At 71.1% G+C, this 15,772-nt stretch carries 12 protein-coding genes; 6 read left to right on the plus strand and 6 right to left on the minus strand.

Annotated elements, in window-relative coordinates; translation table 11 throughout:
- Positions 1 to 89 precede the first annotated feature (89 nt).
- The 4 genes from IO40_RS0105510 to IO40_RS0105525 form a co-directional block, all read right to left on the minus strand.
- Positions 90 to 668: a TerD family protein gene (locus IO40_RS0105510; protein ID WP_016468793.1), complete on the minus strand. Its 579-nt coding sequence runs from the start codon at positions 666 to 668 to the stop codon at positions 90 to 92.
- Between the two features lie 269 nt (positions 669 to 937).
- Positions 938 to 1,513 (minus strand): TerD family protein, encoded by a 576-nt coding sequence (locus IO40_RS0105515; RefSeq protein ID WP_016468794.1) that lies wholly within the window; start codon positions 1,511 to 1,513, stop codon positions 938 to 940.
- Positions 1,514 to 1,710: 197 nt separating this feature from the next.
- A complete protein-coding gene (locus IO40_RS0105520) occupies positions 1,711 to 2,169 on the minus strand; it encodes a peroxiredoxin (RefSeq protein WP_016468795.1) in 459 nt (152 codons plus the stop codon).
- A 906-nt stretch (positions 2,170 to 3,075) separates the two neighbouring features.
- Positions 3,076 to 3,513: a DUF3052 domain-containing protein gene (locus IO40_RS0105525; RefSeq protein WP_016468796.1), complete on the minus strand. Its 438-nt coding sequence runs from the start codon at positions 3,511 to 3,513 to the stop codon at positions 3,076 to 3,078.
- A 507-nt stretch (positions 3,514 to 4,020) separates the two neighbouring features.
- Between IO40_RS0105525 and aceE the strand changes: the two genes are divergently transcribed.
- Positions 4,021 to 6,768, plus strand: coding sequence for a pyruvate dehydrogenase (acetyl-transferring), homodimeric type (gene aceE, locus IO40_RS0105530; RefSeq protein ID WP_016468797.1), 2,748 nt, complete (start codon positions 4,021 to 4,023; stop codon positions 6,766 to 6,768).
- Positions 6,769 to 6,925: 157 nt separating this feature from the next.
- Here aceE and IO40_RS0105535 read toward each other — a convergent pair whose 3' ends face one another.
- Complete coding sequence (locus tag IO40_RS0105535) at positions 6,926 to 7,363, minus strand: peptidase inhibitor family I36 protein (RefSeq protein WP_016468798.1); 438 nt, start codon at positions 7,361 to 7,363, stop codon at positions 6,926 to 6,928.
- A 654-nt stretch (positions 7,364 to 8,017) separates the two neighbouring features.
- Entirely contained in the window at positions 8,018 to 9,637 is a 1,620-nt protein-coding gene (locus IO40_RS0105540; protein ID WP_016468799.1) for an MFS transporter, read from the minus strand.
- Between the two features lie 145 nt (positions 9,638 to 9,782).
- On the opposite strand from IO40_RS0105540, the gene IO40_RS0105545 reads away from it, so the two are divergent.
- The 5 genes from IO40_RS0105545 to IO40_RS0105565 all read left to right on the plus strand — a co-directional run bounded on the left by IO40_RS0105545 (position 9,783) and on the right by IO40_RS0105565 (position 15,284).
- Positions 9,783 to 10,412 (plus strand): TetR family transcriptional regulator, encoded by a 630-nt coding sequence (locus IO40_RS0105545; RefSeq protein ID WP_016468800.1) that lies wholly within the window; start codon positions 9,783 to 9,785, stop codon positions 10,410 to 10,412.
- Between the two features lie 169 nt (positions 10,413 to 10,581).
- Complete coding sequence (locus tag IO40_RS38625; protein ID WP_016468801.1) at positions 10,582 to 11,985, plus strand: alpha/beta hydrolase; 1,404 nt, start codon at positions 10,582 to 10,584, stop codon at positions 11,983 to 11,985.
- Positions 11,986 to 12,055: 70 nt separating this feature from the next.
- On the plus strand, positions 12,056 to 12,934 hold the full coding sequence (locus tag IO40_RS0105555; protein ID WP_030406586.1) for a DUF4429 domain-containing protein: 879 nt from the start codon (positions 12,056 to 12,058) through the stop codon (positions 12,932 to 12,934).
- Complete coding sequence (locus IO40_RS0105560) at positions 12,931 to 14,553, plus strand: sensor histidine kinase (protein ID WP_033228916.1); 1,623 nt, start codon at positions 12,931 to 12,933, stop codon at positions 14,551 to 14,553. The genes IO40_RS0105555 and IO40_RS0105560 overlap by 4 nt, the downstream gene beginning before the upstream one ends.
- Entirely contained in the window at positions 14,550 to 15,284 is a 735-nt protein-coding gene (locus IO40_RS0105565; protein WP_016468804.1) for a response regulator, read from the plus strand. The genes IO40_RS0105560 and IO40_RS0105565 overlap by 4 nt, the downstream gene beginning before the upstream one ends.
- Positions 15,285 to 15,772: the final 488 nt, after the last annotated feature.

Genomic DNA, 15,772 nt, shown 5'->3' on the forward strand with positions numbered 1-15,772 from the left:
GTATCCGGGCTACGTGTGTTCACAAACATGCTGAGGTCCGAGCCGACGCCGTACCGCGACAGGTGAGTCGGCAGTGACGCCAGTGGCGCTCAGGCGACATTGACGCCGAAGTCTAGAGCGATGCCGCGCAGGCCCGAGGCGTATCCCTGGCCGACTGCACGGAATTTCCACTCACCGTTGTAGCGGTAGAGCTCACCGAAGATCATCGCCGTCTCGGAGGAGGCGTCCTCGGTCAGGTCGTAACGGGCCAGTTCGACACCGTCCTCACGGTTGACGACCCGGATGTAGGCGTCCGTCACCTGGCCGAAGGTCTGGTGACGGTTCTCCGCGTCGTAGATGGAGACGGGGAAGACCACCTTGTCCACCTGCGCCGGCACCAGCGACAGATCCACCAGCACCGTCTCGTCGTCCCCGCTGCCCGTGCCGCCGACGAGTTCGTCACCGGTGTGTTCCACGGAGCCTTCGGGGCTCTTGAGGTTGTTGTAGAAGACGAAATACTCGTCCCCCAGGACCCGGCCACCGGAGCACAGCAGCGCGCTCGCGTCGAGGTCGAAGTCGGCGCCCGTCGTCGAACGGGCCTTCCAGCCGAGACCGATCTGCACCTGGGTCAGATTCGGTGCGGCCTTCGAGAGGGAGACGTTTCCCCCCTTGGCGAGCGTCACGCTCATGCTCGATGTCCTCTCCCTGCTTGCCTGCTTGCTGCGGCTTCGGGTCCTGCTGCGGTTCCCGGTGTACGTCGTGCCCCGGAATCCGGTGCGGACGCCACCGGCATGCCGGTGCCTCCAGTGTGTCCGTACTACGGGGCGCCGCACACCTCCCGGTTACGGAAGCCTGCGGCACCCGTGGCTGCCGGTCTCTGGCAGACGCGCCCCGCCGGCCCACCAGGGGCCGCGGGGCGCGTGGGGCGTCCGGAGCCCTTCCGGGCCACCGGGAGCCTTCAGACGTTGACGCCGAAGTCCTGCGCGATGCCGCGCAGACCCGAGGCGTACCCCTGACCGATGGCACGGAACTTCCACTCCGCGCCGTGCCGGTACAGCTCGCCGAAGACCATGGCCGTCTCCGTCGACGCGTCCTCGCTGAGGTCGTAGCGCGCCAGCTCGTTGTTGTCCGCCTGGTTGACGACGCGGATGTAGGCGTTGCGCACCTGGCCGAAGCTCTGCTGGCGGCTCTCCGCCTCGTAGATGGAGACCGGGAAGACGATCTTCTCCACGTCCGCGGGCACGCCGGCGAGGTTCACCTTGATGACCTCGTCGTCGCCCTCGCCCTCACCGGTGAGGTTGTCACCGGTGTGCTCCACGGAGCCGTCGGGGCTCTTGAGGTTGTTGAAGAACACGAAGTTCTGGTCGTTGGCGACCTTCCCCTCCGCGTTCGTCAGCAGGGCGCTCGCGTCGAGGTCGAAGTCGGCGCCGGTGGTGGTACGCGCGTCCCAGCCCAGACCGACGATGACCGCGGTCAGGTTCGGCGCCTCCTTGGTCAGCGAGACGTTGCCGCCCTTGCTGAGGCTGACTCCCACGAGTCCTCCTGGTCAGTAGTTCGTGAGGAGCACTGCGTGCCCCCGTTTCGGATGCCGTCGGATCAACGATTCGATCCTAGTGAGCGGTTCCCCGGGGCACAGCCCTTCTACGGAGCGGAACCGGGGTGGTTCCCAGCGTCACCGGGGGCGCCCGGAAGCACCGGACCGGCACGACGGGACGGCAGTGCACCCTGTGGTCAGAGGTTCTCGAGAGCCTTGACGTACTCGTTGAGGTCACGGGCGTCCGGCAGCCCGTTGACCACCGTCCAGCGCACCACGCCCTCCTTGTCGATGATGAAGGTGCCGCGCACCGCGCAGCCCTTCTCCTCGTCGAAGACGCCGTAGGCGCGGGACGCCTCACCATGCGGCCAGAAGTCGGACAGCAGCGGGTACTCCAGCCCCTCCTGCTCGGCGAACACACGCAGCGCGAAGGGGCTGTCGTTGGAGACCGCCAGCAGCTGCACGTCGTCGTTGACGAACTTCGGCAGCTCGTCACGCAGAGCGCACAGCTCGCCGGTGCACACACCGGTGAAGGCGAACGGGTAGAAGAGCAGGACGACGTTCTTCTTGCCCTGGAAGTCCGAGAGCCGCACGGTCTGGCCGTGCTGGTCCTTGAGCTCGATGTCGGGTGCCTTGGTGCCGGCCTCGATCGCCATGGCGCATTCCCTTCGGTGGGCGGGACAAAGACGGCTCCCACCCTATGCGCCGGGCCCGTACGGGCTTCGGGCCGGTCACACCGGTCCGGCCGTCCTCCTCCTGGGACCCGCCCCCAGGCACCCGCCGTGGAAAAGCTGCGCCCGCACGGTCGCGGAGTACCGGCGGGGTACGGACGGGGCGGGCGCCCCATGCGCCGGGGCGCCACACACGTCGGGGCATCCCCGCACATCGGGTGGCGCACACCACCATCGAAGGAGCAGGCGTCGCGCGGCGAACGCGTCCGGCGGGGCAGGCACGGCCGTGGCAGGCGTCGGGCGGCGCCGGGCGACCTGTGACCGGCCCGCCCGGGGACGCGGCCGACGCCGGGTCCGCAAGACCGACCGGGTCCGGCGTTACGGGGACGCGGACCTTTTCCGCGTACCGGGCCCGCAAGCAGCGGCCGGGCGCGGGGAGCGGCCCGGAGGGTGACGGGAGGGGAGCACGGTACGAGGGCGGCGCCGGGGCCGAATCGGTGCTTCCTCCCCGTCGGAAGCCGGACGTCAGCGGCTGGAAGGCCGGAAGTCAGTAGCTGGGGGCTTTCAGCGGCTGGGGGGCCTCAGCGTCTGGGAGCGCTTCAGCGGCTCGGAAAGCGGGCCTTGGCGGCGCTTCCCGCGGGCTGGGGCGGCCACGATTGGGCCGGGGCCCTCATCCGGGGCGGCTCGGCCGCGTGGGCGTCTCGGGGGGCTGCGTTCCGGAGGCGGGCTCGGGCTCCGTTCCGGAGGCGGGGCGGCCGTCCGTCCTTGCCGCCGCCCCACTACGAGCCTGGGCGGCGGACCGGGCGGTTCCGCCCGTGGCGCGGGGCCCCACGGGGCGCCCGCGGCTTCCGTCGGCGGCACCACGGCATCGCGCGGGGCCGCCGACGGTTCTCAGCGCTTGCTCGGAGCGCCCTTCGGGGTGACCAGGCGGCTGCCGGTCCAGTCCTTGGCCGCGTTGAAGCTCTTGGTCTGGGAGAGCCCGGCCGTCTTGGACGCCTCACCGATCTCGCTGGGCTCGACGTAGCCGTCGCGGCCCGTCTTCGGGGTCAGCAGCCAGACCGGGGCCCCCTCGTCGATCATCGTGGTCGCGTCCACCAGCGCGTCCGTCAGATCACCGTCCTCGTCGCGGAACCACAGCACCACGGCGTCGGCCACGTCGCCGTAATCCTCATCGACCAGCTCCGTGCCGGTGATCTCCTCGATGGACTCGCGGAGCTCCTGGTCGACGTCGTCGTCGTAGCCGATCTCCTGGACCACCTGTCCGGGCTGGAAACCCAGCCTTGCGGCGGGGTTGGTCCGCTCCTCCGCGTGGTCCGCGGTCGCGCTCACGGATTGCCTCCAGTCATGTCTTCCGAATATGGGGTTGCACCTCGCGCGTACGCGAGGCATGGGCCGTAGTCCACACGGGCGGGCCGGATCACGCAAGTACCCGACCGCCGATCCCGCCCAAACGTTGACGTCTCCTCCCACAATGCCTGATCGAGAGTGATTCAGGCCACATTACGGCGGTCGCGATCCGCCAGGTTTGCCCCGGCTGAGCCGGGGGAGCCGTAGGGGTACACCGGGGGCCGAACGGACGTTTGAGGTGATCGGAACGGAAACCGGCCATGCATCCCGGATGAGCGTAAAGTGACCGCTCGACCACCTCTCCGTGCCCGCGACCGCCCGCCCTCCGGTCCGCCTAGAGCGGGGTGGGTTACCTCTCGGTACAGATGACGGCACAGCGGCGGCGGTACACGATGGAGACGGCGCGACCCTCCCTACGGCACCACCCCGCGGCGCACGCTGCCGCCCGGCTCGCAGAGCACCACACGACCGATACAGCGAAGGAACAGCGTGGCTTCCGGATCCGATCGCACCCCGATCATCATTGGCGGCCTTCCCAGCCAGGTCCCGGACTTCGATCCCGAGGAGACCCGGGAATGGCTCGACTCGCTCGACGCCGCTGTCGACGAGCGCGGCCGGGAACGCGCCCGCTATCTCATGCTCCGGCTCATCGAACGCGCCCGCGAGAAGCGCGTGGCCGTGCCGGAGATGCGCAGTACGGACTACGTCAACACCATCGCGACCAAGGACGAGCCGTTCTTCCCCGGCAACGAGGAAATCGAACGGAAGATCCTGAACGCGACCCGCTGGAACGCGGCCGTGATGGTCTCCCGCGCGCAGCGCCCCGGCATCGGGGTGGGCGGTCACATCGCCACCTTCGCCTCCTCGGCCTCCCTCTACGACGTGGGCTTCAACCACTTCTTCCGGGGCAAGGACGAGGGCGACGGCGGCGATCAGATCTTCTTCCAGGGGCACGCCTCCCCCGGCATCTACGCCCGCGCCTATCTGCTGGACCGTCTCACCGAGGCCCAGCTCGACGGCTTCCGCCAGGAGAAGAGCAAGGCACCGAACGGGCTGTCCAGCTATCCGCACCCGCGCTCGATGCCGGACTTCTGGGAGTTCCCGACCGTCTCCATGGGGCTGGGCCCGGTCGGTGCGATCCACCAGGCGCGGATGAACCGCTACATGGAGGCCCGCGGTATCGCCGACACCTCCAGGTCTCGGGTGTGGGCCTTCCTCGGCGACGGCGAGATGGACGAGCCCGAGTCCCTCGGCCAGCTCTCGCTGGCGGCCCGGGAGGGGCTGGACAACCTCACCTTCGTCATCAACTGCAACCTTCAGCGGCTGGACGGTCCCGTCCGCGGCAACGGCAAGATCATCCAGGAGCTGGAGTCCGCGTTCCGCGGCGCCGGCTGGAACGTGATCAAGCTGGTGTGGGACCGCTCCTGGGACCCGCTGCTGGCGCAGGACCGGGACGGCGTCCTGGTCAACAAGCTGAACACCACGCCCGACGGGCAGTTCCAGACCTACGCCACCGAGAGCGGCGCCTACATCCGTGAGCACTTCTTCGGCGGCGACCAGCGGCTGCGCAAGATGGTCGAGAACATGACCGACGACCAGCTGCTGCACCTGGGCCGGGGCGGTCACGACCACCGCAAGGTCTATGCCGCCTACAAGGCGGCGGCCGAGCACAAGGGGCAGCCGACCGTCATCCTGGCGCAGACCATCAAGGGCTGGACGCTGGGCCCCAACTTCGAGGGCCGCAACGCCACGCACCAGATGAAGAAGCTGACGGTCGACGACCTCAAGCGCTTCCGCGACCGGCTGCACCTGCCCATCCCGGACAAGGAGCTGGAGTCCGGGGTGCCGCCCTACTACCACCCGGGCCGCGACTCGGAGGAAATCCAGTACATGCACGACCGCCGCCGGGAGTGCGGCGGCTACGTGCCCACCCGGGTGGTCCGCGCCAAGCCGTTGCAGCTGCCGGACGACAAGGCGTACGCCACGCTCAAGAAGGGCTCCGGACAGCAGCAGATCGCCACCACCATGGCGTTCGTGCGACTGCTGAAGGACCTCATGCGGGACAAGGAGATCGGCAAACGCTTCGTGCCGATCGCGCCGGACGAGTACCGCACCTTCGGGATGGACTCCTTCTTTCCCTCGGCGAAGATCTACAACCCGCTGGGGCAGCTGTACGAGTCGGTGGACCGCGAACTGCTGCTGGCCTACAAGGAATCGCCCACCGGGCAGATGCTGCACGACGGCATCTCCGAGTCCGGCTGCACGGCCGCCGCGATCGCCGCCGGCTCCGCCTACGCCACGCACGGCGAGCCGCTCATCCCGATCTACGTCTTCTACTCGATGTTCGGCTTCCAGCGGACGGGCGACCAGTTCTGGCAGATGGCCGACCAGCTCGCGCGGGGCTTCGTGCTGGGGGCCACCGCCGGGCGTACGACGCTCACCGGCGAGGGGCTCCAGCACGCCGACGGCCACTCGCAGTTGCTGGCGTCCACGAACCCGGCGGTGGTCGCCTACGACCCGGCCTTCGGGTTCGAGATCGCCCACATCGTCCAGGACGGACTCCGCCGGATGTACGGGTCCGTGCCCGGGCACCCGCACGGAGAGGACGTCTTCTACTACCTGACCGTCTACAACGAACCGATCCAGCAGCCGGCAGAGCCGCCGAACGTGGACGCCGAGGGCATCCTCAAGGGCCTCTACCGCTACCGGGCGGGCGACCGGGGCACCCACAGCGCCCACATCCTCGCCTCCGGCGTGGCTCTGCCGTGGGCGCTCGACGCACAGCGCCTCCTCGCCGAGGAGTGGGACGTCAGGGCCGATGTGTGGTCGGCCACCTCCTGGAACGAACTGCGGCGCGAGGCCGTCGCCGTGGAGCAGCACAATCTGCTCCACCCCGACGAGGAGCAGCGCGTCCCCTACGTCACCCGCAAACTGGCCGGCGCCGAGGGGCCCAAGGTGGCGGTCTCGGACTGGATGCGGTCCGTGCCGGACCAGATCGCGCGCTGGGTGCCGGGCACCTACCAGTCGCTGGGTGCGGACGGTTTCGGCTTCGCCGACACCCGCGGCGCCGCGCGGCGCTTCTTCCACATCGACGCGCAGTCGATCGTGCTGGGGGTGCTGACCGAACTGGCCCGTGAGGGAAAGGTGGACCGCTCCGCCCTCAAGCAGGCCATCGACCGTTACCGCCTGCTGGAGGTCGCGGCGGCCGATCCGGGCGCCGCGGGCGGCGACGCCTGAGTCCCTCCGGTGGGGCCGGAGGTGTGCACGCCCCTGCCCCGGGCCTTGCGGCCGGGTGCGGTTCTCGCGGGAACCGCACCCGGCCGTTCGGCTGTCGGGGGCCACTGTCGCGGCTGCTCGCGCGGGTGCGCCGCGCGTCCCCGTGGTCACCGGCACTTCAGCTCTCCCAGACCTTGAACGCACGTGCCTTGTAGGGCAGTTCAGGCGACCAGGAGCCGGAAGGATGGGTGGCGAACTCGGCCGTCTCCGCGCACTCCGCGCTCTGGTAGAGGGTCACCGGGCGGCCGGTGCGGTTGGCCGCCGAGACAGCCGCGGCCCCGCCCGTCAGCGGTGTGCAGCTCTCGATGTCGATGCTCCGCAGTTCGTACGTCCGCGCCTGCCCCTTGAATTGCGGCTTCTCCCACAGGCACAGCTCGCCCGTGCCGCATGCGCCGAGCCTCGGGGCCGCCCCCGCCGCGGCTGCCGGTCCCCGTGCCGTCTCCGGGCTCGCGTGTGACTCGGCCTGCGCTCCGGCCGCCTGCGCGGCCAGGGCCAGGGCGACCATCGCCAGGAGCCCTGCCGCCGTCTTCGGACCTCGTCCGAGCATGCCTTTCATGGCTGATCACTCCCCCCGCTCATCACCGGGCACCTCGTCGCCCGGCGTGTGATCAGCATGTCGGTGGCCGCGAGGGGCCGCCAAGAGCGAACGGCCCGGTTCACCGGGACAGGTGGCGGAGTTGTCCACAACTCCTCAGTTATCCACCGTCCGGGCGTCACCGGGCCGCTTCCAGGTACCATTCGGCGGCTTCGCGGGACGCCCGTCGGCTCCAGGCCGTCCACCGTTCAGCAGGCGTGGCCTGCCGCCGACCGCACGAATCGCGCCGGGCCCCTCAAGCCGCCGGCCGCTCCCACAGGGGTCCGCTCCGGCCGGCCGGGGAGCCCGCTCCGGCCGGCCGCCCCTCCCCAGCCGCCATGTGCGCGGCGCACCGCCTGCCACGCGCCGCGCACCGCATGCATGTGCGACACATACAAGGCGTACCGCGCCGCAGCCGACGAGCGGGGACAGGGGAAAGGGGAGAGGGCCGGAGCCTGCGAGCACCGTACCGCCGCGCCACGGTCCGCCCGGGGGAGCACCCTCCCGTGGCAGCGCCGCTGCGGGGAGGTTCGTACTCCAGCGGCACCCGCCCTGGAAGGAGCCGCCCCGGCAGACGCCACCCCGGCGGGACGCGCCCTGCCGGGAGGCACCCTGGCGGGCGCCGGGGCGAGACCGTCAGACGTGGATCGCGGGACCCGCGTCGTTCTTGCCGCGGCTGGTGAAGAGCGCGACACCGGCGGCGAGGACGGAGACGATGCCGGCACAGACGAAGGCCAGGCCCATGCCGGAGATGAAGGAGTCGTGCACCACGTGCTTGATGGCCACGGCCATCTGCTCCGGGGCGCCCTTGGGCGCGGGCGGGGCCATGCCGACCTCGGCGGCCTTCTTGAGGGCCGCCTCCTTCGGGCCGGGCAGCGGGGGCAGCTTGGCCTCGGCCCACTTGTGGGGCAGTTCGCTGCCGACGCGGGAGGCCATCACGGCGCCCAGGACCGCGGTGCCGAGGCTGCCGCCGACCTGCATGGCGGCCTGCTGGAGACCACCCGCGACACCGGCGTGCTGGAGCGGCGCGTTGCCCACGATGACCTCGGTGGCGCCGACCATGACGGGCGCGAGGCCCAGTCCGAGGACGGCGAACCACAGGGAGGTGACGCCCTGGCCGCTGTCCGCGTCGAGCGTGGAGAGGCCGAACATGGCGACGGCGGTCAGCACCATGGCGGCGACCAGCGGGATGCGCGGGCCGATCCGGGTGATGACGGAGCCGGCCAGCGGGGAGGCGACGATCATCATGGCCGTGAGCGGCAGCAGCCGCAGGCCGCTGTCGACCGGGGAGAGGCCGTTGACGTTCTGGAGGTAGAAGGTCACGAAGAAGAGGCCGCCCATGAAGCCGAAGGCCATGAGCACCATCAGGATGGTGCCCGCCGTCAGCGGCACCGAGCGGAACATGCTCATCGGCAGCAGCGGTTCCTTGACCTTGGTCTCCCAGAAGCCGAACGCGGCGAAGGCCAGGATCGAGACGGCGAGGAAGCCGAGCGTCTTGGCGTCGCCCCAGTGCCATTCGGGGGCCTTGATGATGGCCCAGACCAGGCAGAACATCGCCCCGGACAGCAGCACGATGCCCAGCAGGTCGAACGAGCGGGGGGCGTTCTCGGCGCGCCGGTCGAGCAGCAGGATCAGCCCCATCACCAGCGCGAGGGCGCCGACGGGGATGTTGATGAAGAAGACGGACTCCCAGCTGACGTGCTCGACGAGCAGACCGCCGACGATGGGTCCGGCCGCCGTGGACGCGCCGATGACCGCGCCCCAGATGCCGATGGCGGCGTTGAGCCGCTCGGCAGGGAAGGAGGCGCGCAGGAGTCCGAGGGCCGCGGGCATCAGCAGGGCGCCGCATATGCCCTGGAGTACACGGAAGGTGACCACGAGGGCGACGCTGCCGGACAGGCCGATGGCGGCGGAGGCGATGGCGAAGCCGACGACGCCGGCGAGGAAGGTCTGCCGGTGCCCGAACCGGTCACCGAGTTTGCCCGCGGTGATCAGGGAGACCGCGAGCGCGAGCAGATAGCCGTTGGTTATCCACTGGACGTCGGAGAGTGAGGCGCCGAGGTCCTTCTGGATGGCGGGGTTCGCGATGGCGACGATGGTGCCGTCCAGGGCGACCATCGTGACACCGAAAGCGACGGTGATGAGGGTCAGCCACGGGTGCCCGCGCAGCCCAGCGCGGGTTCCCCCTCCCCCGCCGCCCTCGGGGCTTGCTGGTTCCGGCGCGTCGTGCGCGACGGTGCTGGTCTGGGTGCTCATGGCGCGAGAGTAATGACAGCTTCTGACAATTGACAAACGGAATTATTAGCCGGTAAATGTCAGCCGATGCTCACGTATTGTGAGCATGCCGTGCGGGTTGCGCCGACCGTCCCGGACGCGTCCGGGCACAGGAGAGGAAGCAGAATTGACGGGCCTGCGTGAGAGGAAGAAGCAGCGCACCAGAGACGCCCTGATCGTGGCGGCTCACGAGCTGTTCGTCACGCAGGGGTACGACGCCACCACAGTCGACCAGATCGTCGAGATGGTCGACGTCTCCCAGCGCACCTTCTTCCGCTACTTCGCCAACAAGGAGGAGGTCGCGCTCTTCGTCCAGGACATGGTCAGCACGATCTTCTACGAGGCGGTCTGTGCGGGCCCGCCCGGCGAACCTCCGCTGGAGTATCTGCGCGGCGTCCTCGACGACACCTGGGAAGCGGTCGGGGAAGCCGTCGAGGCGCTCACCCCGCTCGACCTGCACCTGAAGATGTGCCAGGTCATCGAGACGACCCCCTCCCTGCTGGCGGCCCATCTGCGGCACTCGCTGCTGATGGAGGAGAAGCTCGTCCGGGAGGTCGCCCGGCGCACGGGTGTGGACCCCGACCAGGATCCCCGCCCGCGCGTCCTGGTCGCCGCCTTCGTCGGTGTGATGCGGGCGGCCGTCCGGCAGTGGAGCATGCGCGGCGGCGTCTCCCTGAAGGCGGCACGCGCCCTCACCTACGACTACATGGCGCAGTTGAAGCCCGCGGTCTCCGGCGGCTGGGGCCGCACGGACTGATCCTTTCCGGCCACTCTCCGACACCGGTCGCACAGAGTGACGGATCGGGCGGGCGGACCCGAACGGACGCGCCGCACTGACCCGAACGCCCGGTATGAAACGTGAGATGACTCACCCAGGGCCTGTACGGGCCGGTCCGGCGCGGCGCATCTCCTAGGGTGGCGCCCCAGTGACTTACTTCTCCGCACTCGGCAATCCGTTGTCCGGATCCGGCTTCGCCTCGTCGGGCGTTCCGGGCACCACCGCCTGGCGTGCTCTGCTCGCGCTGGCCGTCGTCTTCGTCCTGCTGGCGACGACCGGCTGGACCGCCGTGCGCAAGCACCACGCGGACGCGGGCCCCCGTGCCTCCGCGCTGCTCGCCTGGGAGAAGGGTTCCCTCGCCGGACGCCCGCTGCCCGACCCCGACGCCCCGGCAGGCCGCATCGCGCGCTATTTCGCCTCGCTCGACACGGCACAGCAGCGCACGCTCGCCCGGCGCTATCCCCTGGTCGTCGGCAACCTGGCGGGCGCGCCGCTCCCGCTGCGCTACCGCGCCAACCACACGGCGCTCCGCACGGCGCTGCGCGTCGAACGTGCCCGTACGACCGACGAGCGGCTGACCGACGAGGGCCGCCACGAAGCCACCCGCCGGATGCACCGCTTCGCCTCGATGCTGCGGCCCGGCCGGCAGATTCTCTCGTTCGACCCGACCGGCCGCGGCCACGCCGCCGAGGTCTTCGGCGACCTGGAGCACGCCCGGCGGGTGTCCGTCGTCGTCCCCGGCGTGGACACCGAACTGCTGACGTTCGAGAAGTCCGCCCGGCGGTACGCGGCGCCCGTCGGCATGGCGGACGCGCTCCAGAAGGAACAGGAGGCCGCCGCTCCCCGGGTACGCACCGCGACGATCGCCTGGGCCGACTACACCGCGCCCGTCGGCCTCGGTGTGGACGCGGCCTCCGGGGAGCTGGCCCAGGAGGGTGCCGCGCGCCTCGACCGTCTCGTACGGTCCCTGCCGGCCACCCTCCGCGCCACCGCGCACAGCGCCCCGGGCGGCGACGAGGCAGACGGCTCCGCACAGCGGGCGGCGCACGCCACCGGGAGCACAGACCGAAGCGCCACAGACCGCAGCACCACGGCCCGGAACACGGCCGCCCGGAGCGCAGCCGGCCGCACCGCCGCGCCGAAGGTCTCGCTGTTCTGCCACAGCTACGGTTCGGTGGTGTGCGGGCTGGCGGCCGGCCGGCTGCCGTCCAGCGTCACCGACATCGCGGTGGCCGGCAGCCCCGGGATGCGGGCCGACAACGCCGCCGGACTCCGCACCCGCGCGCACGTGTGGGCGATGCGGGACCGCGACGACTGGATCGCCGACGTACCGCACATGGACGTCGGCGGACTCGGACACGGTGCCGATCCGGTCGCGGACGGTTTCGGCGCCCGCCACCTGTCCGCCGCGGGCGCGGAGGGCCACACCGGATACTTCGTGCCGCACACGCGCAGCCTGGCCAATTTCGCCGCGGTCGGCACCGGCTCGTACCAGGACGTGACCTGCGACTCCTCCGACCCGGAGTGCTCCTTCGTCCCCGAGCCGCGCTGAAACACCGCAGACGGCGGCAGAGAGCCGCGGAGGGGGGACGGGCGGGCAACCGCCGCATACGATGGCCCACATGGGTGACGTACTGGCTGGAATGCACTCCACCTGGGAGTTCGATTCGGACTCCGTGCTCATCCGCTTCGAACGGGGAATTCGCACGCCGAAGCTCTTCCAGGCCCTCGGAGAGCGACGCGTTCCGTACGAGGCGCTGAGCGCCGTCGAGCTGACCCCCGGCAGCAAACGCGGCACTGTCGTGCTGCGCGCCGTGCCGCGGGAGGGCGCCGACCCCCTGCTGGAAGCCGCCGCCGGACAGCTGAAGGACAGCAGCGACCCCTACCGTCTGGTGCTGCCCGCCGAGCGCGAGCTCCTGGCCGACTACTACGCCACGGAGCTGCGCGCCCTGCTGCCCGACGACCCGGCCGAACCCGCCGGACAGTACCTGGTGGCGGCCCCGCCCGCCCCGCAGAGCTTCAAGGCGTACGACGGCAAGGCATCATTCGACGGCCAGGTCGTCGCCTTCCGCTGGTTCCCCACAGGTGCCTCCACCGCCAAGTGGAAAGCCGGCGACCAGTTCTTCCCCGTGGGCGAGCTGGAGGGCGTCGAGTGGCGCTCCCCGGAAGGGCTCAGCGGCCATCTGCGGCTCCGGCCGCGCGGAGCCGAGGTCCTCGCGGAGGCCGACCAGGACCCGGCCTCCGTGGTGTTCGGACTCGGCTACGGCCCCGTCTACGAATCGCTGCCGTTCGCCGCCTCGGTCCTGGAGGCGGTACGCGCCGCAGACCCCGTGCTGGCACTGGAGAGCGTCTGCGCGGCCCCCGCCGCGGTGCCGCAGCAGCGCTCCGACCCGGCCGACGTCGCCGAGCGCATCCGTCACCTGGGCGAGCTGCACGACGCGGGGCTGCTGACCGACGACGAGTTCACCGCCAAGAAGGCGGAGCTGCTGGCGGAGCTGTGACCCCGCACCCCGCCCTCGCACGCCTGGGCACAAGCGTGGCCGGCGGCCTGCGGGCCCTCGGCACCACGCTGGCCACCCCCACCGCCTCCCGGGAGCCCCTGCTGGGGCACGCGTCCGCCCGGTGGGTGCGGCTGCTGCCCTACGGGGTGGCCTTCGTCTTCACCGTCATCCTCCTGCCGACCACCACACAGGTGCTCTCCCACGACTACGGTCTGGGCGGCGGATGGTCGGGGGTCCTCGGTGTCGCACAGACCGCGCCCCTGCTGCTCGCGGTGACCAGACCGCTGCCCGCCTGGTGGATCATCTTCGGAGCGGACCTGCTGGGTGCCGTCGTCCTGCTGACGGCCGACGGCACCATGGGACGCGCCTGGCCGTGGCCGCCCGGCATGATCGTCGGCTATCTGGTGCTGTGCCTGGCCCTGGCCCTGCGGGAGAGCCGGCGCACCCTGCTGGCCGTCTGGCTCGTCACCGTCGTCTCCTCGCTCACCCTGGGATTCGTCTCCCCGGCGCACAGCGAGGGCACCAATGTGCTGCTGACCGTGCTCAGCGGGGCGATGCTGCTGCTCGGCGCCGCGCTGCGGGAGCGTGCCGTGGCCCAGCGGCGGCTGGCCGAACAGGAGACCATCAGCGAGGCCGAACGCGCCCAGCGCACACTGCTGGAGGAGCGGGCCCGTATCGCCCGGGAACTGCACGACGTGGTCGCGCACCACATGTCGGTCATCACCGTGCAGGCGGACAGCGCCCCCTACCGCATCCCGGACATCCCACCGGCAGCTGCGGAGGAGTTCGGCACCATCGCCGCCACGGCCCGTGAGTCGCTCACCGAGATGCGCCGCCTGCTGGGCGTGCTGCGCAGCGAGAACGCCCAGGGCGAACGCGCCCCGCAGCCGGGTCTGGAACGCCTCGACCAACTCGTGGAGGCGACCGTGCGGGCCGGGGTGCCGGCCGAACTCCATGTGGACCTGGGCAGCGCCGGGCACGAGCGCAGCGTGCACGAAAGCGGCCGGGCACAGGAGGCGGGACCCGCGCAGACGGTCTCCCTGTCGGCGTACCGGATCGTGCAAGAAGCACTCGCGAACGTCGTACGGCACGCCCCCGGCGCCACCACCCGGATCTCTGTCACACGGACCGGAGGGGGAGCCGGAGAGGGCACCGGAGGGGAAGCCGGGAAGAAGGCCGCCGACGGTCGGGGCGATGAGCGCCCGGTCCGCACCGGCCCGGACGGTGCGTCTTTTCTGTCCGTGCTGATCGTCAACGGTCCCTCCCCCGAACCCGAGCAGGCACCTTTGGAGACGTCCGGCACCGGACACGGTCTGGTGGGCATGCGGGAGCGGGTCCGTCTGGTCGGCGGTTCGCTGGATGTCGGGCCGCTGCCGGACGGCGGTTTCCGGGTCGCCGCCCGGCTCCCGTGGCATCCGCCCGCCGGAACGTCCGGACAGGAAAACGGCGTCACTGAGGACGGCGGAAACGGCGACCGCACGGAGCCCTCTTCCGGCACCCGGAAGAAGCCCGTTCCGGACGCCACCGAAGAGCTCCCTGCGGACACCACCCGGCGGAAGCGCGTTCCGCACGCCCCTGAGCACACCAGCGTCGAAGAGAAGGACACTCCCGAGGCATGAACGGCACTGGCGCGCCCGGCGCGTCCGCGACCTCCCAGGTGACCCGCGTCGTCATCGTCGACGACCAGGCCATGGTGCGCGCGGGTTTCGCCGCGCTGCTGGCCGCGCAGAGCGACATCGACGTCGTGGGTGAGGCACCGGACGGCGCGGCCGGGGTCGAGCTGTGCCGGCGGGCACACCCCGACGTGGTCCTCATGGACGTACGCATGCCCCGGCTGAACGGTCTGGAGGCCGCACAGCAGCTCCTCGACCCGCCGCGCGGCGTCGTGCACCGGCCCAAGGTGCTGATGCTCACCACGTTCGACGTGGACGACTACGTCTACGAGGCGCTGCGCCTGGGGGCGAGCGGTTTCCTGCTCAAGGACGCCCCGCCGGCCGACCTGATCGCCGCCGTGCGGGTGGTGGCCGAGGGCGAGGCTCTGCTGGCGCCGTCCGTGACCCGGCGGCTCATCGCCGAGTTCGCCCGGCAGCGGCCCCGTACGGCCTCGCGCAAGGGGCGCGGCTCGGCACCCCAGCTGCGGCTGAAGGAGCTGACCGAGCGGGAGACAGAAGTTCTCGAACTGGTGGCGCGCGGACAGTCCAACACGGAGATCGCCGCCTCCCTCGTACTGGCGGAGCAGACCGTCAAGACGCACGTGAGCCGCATTTTCACCAAACTGGGACTGCGCGACCGTGCCCAAGCGGTCGTCTTCGCCTACGAGTCGGGGCTGGTCGCACCGGGCGACCAGTGAACGGCCACAGCAACGGCCGGCCGGAGGCGGCGTCGTAACGCTGGGACGGCTTGTGGCGCACGGGGTGGCCGGTGGACCTCCCGTGGGACTGCACGCGTGGAGGCTCACTTTCGACGGCCGCGCCCTCCATGGGACGCGCGACCGTGAGAAAAGCACGCGGGGGGGCGTGCCCCCTGGGAACCCCACGGGACGTGCCCCGTGAGAGCCGCACCACGGGACCTGGCCCGTGAGAACCGCGCGCCTCCACGGGACCTGGCCCGTGAAAACCGCGCGCCCGTGCGGCCTTCGCCCCGGAGACCGCACCCACGGGCGGGACGTGCCCCCTGAGAACCGCTCCCCCGGCGCGGATGCCCCCGTGCCCCTACCGGGGTAGCGGCCCCCCTACCCCGGTAGCACCTCGCGCATTGGCTCCCCGGTGTGACGCTCGTGCGGTCATCGGGCCAGCACTCTCCTCCCGCCGCCCGCCGGAGACTTCGGACGGGCGGCGG

Source organism: Streptomyces albus subsp. albus (assembly GCF_000725885.1).
GTDB classification, from domain to species: domain Bacteria; phylum Actinomycetota; class Actinomycetes; order Streptomycetales; family Streptomycetaceae; genus Streptomyces; species Streptomyces albus.

Bases quoted from the DNA above. Each gene is read 5' to 3' on its own strand.
- IO40_RS0105540 (WP_016468799.1), bottom strand. From the start codon at position 9,637: ATGAGCACCCAGACCAGCACCGTCGCGCACGACGCGCCGGAACCAGCA.
- IO40_RS0105520 (WP_016468795.1), bottom strand. From the start codon at position 2,169: ATGGCGATCGAGGCCGGCACCAAGGCACCCGACATCGAGCTCAAGGAC.
- IO40_RS0105535 (WP_016468798.1), bottom strand. From the start codon at position 7,363: ATGAAAGGCATGCTCGGACGAGGTCCGAAGACGGCGGCAGGGCTCCTG.
- IO40_RS0105565 (WP_016468804.1), top strand. From the start codon at position 14,550: ATGAACGGCACTGGCGCGCCCGGCGCGTCCGCGACCTCCCAGGTGACC.
- IO40_RS0105510 (WP_016468793.1), bottom strand. From the start codon at position 668: ATGAGCGTGACGCTCGCCAAGGGGGGAAACGTCTCCCTCTCGAAGGCC.
- IO40_RS0105555 (WP_030406586.1), top strand. From the start codon at position 12,056: ATGGGTGACGTACTGGCTGGAATGCACTCCACCTGGGAGTTCGATTCG.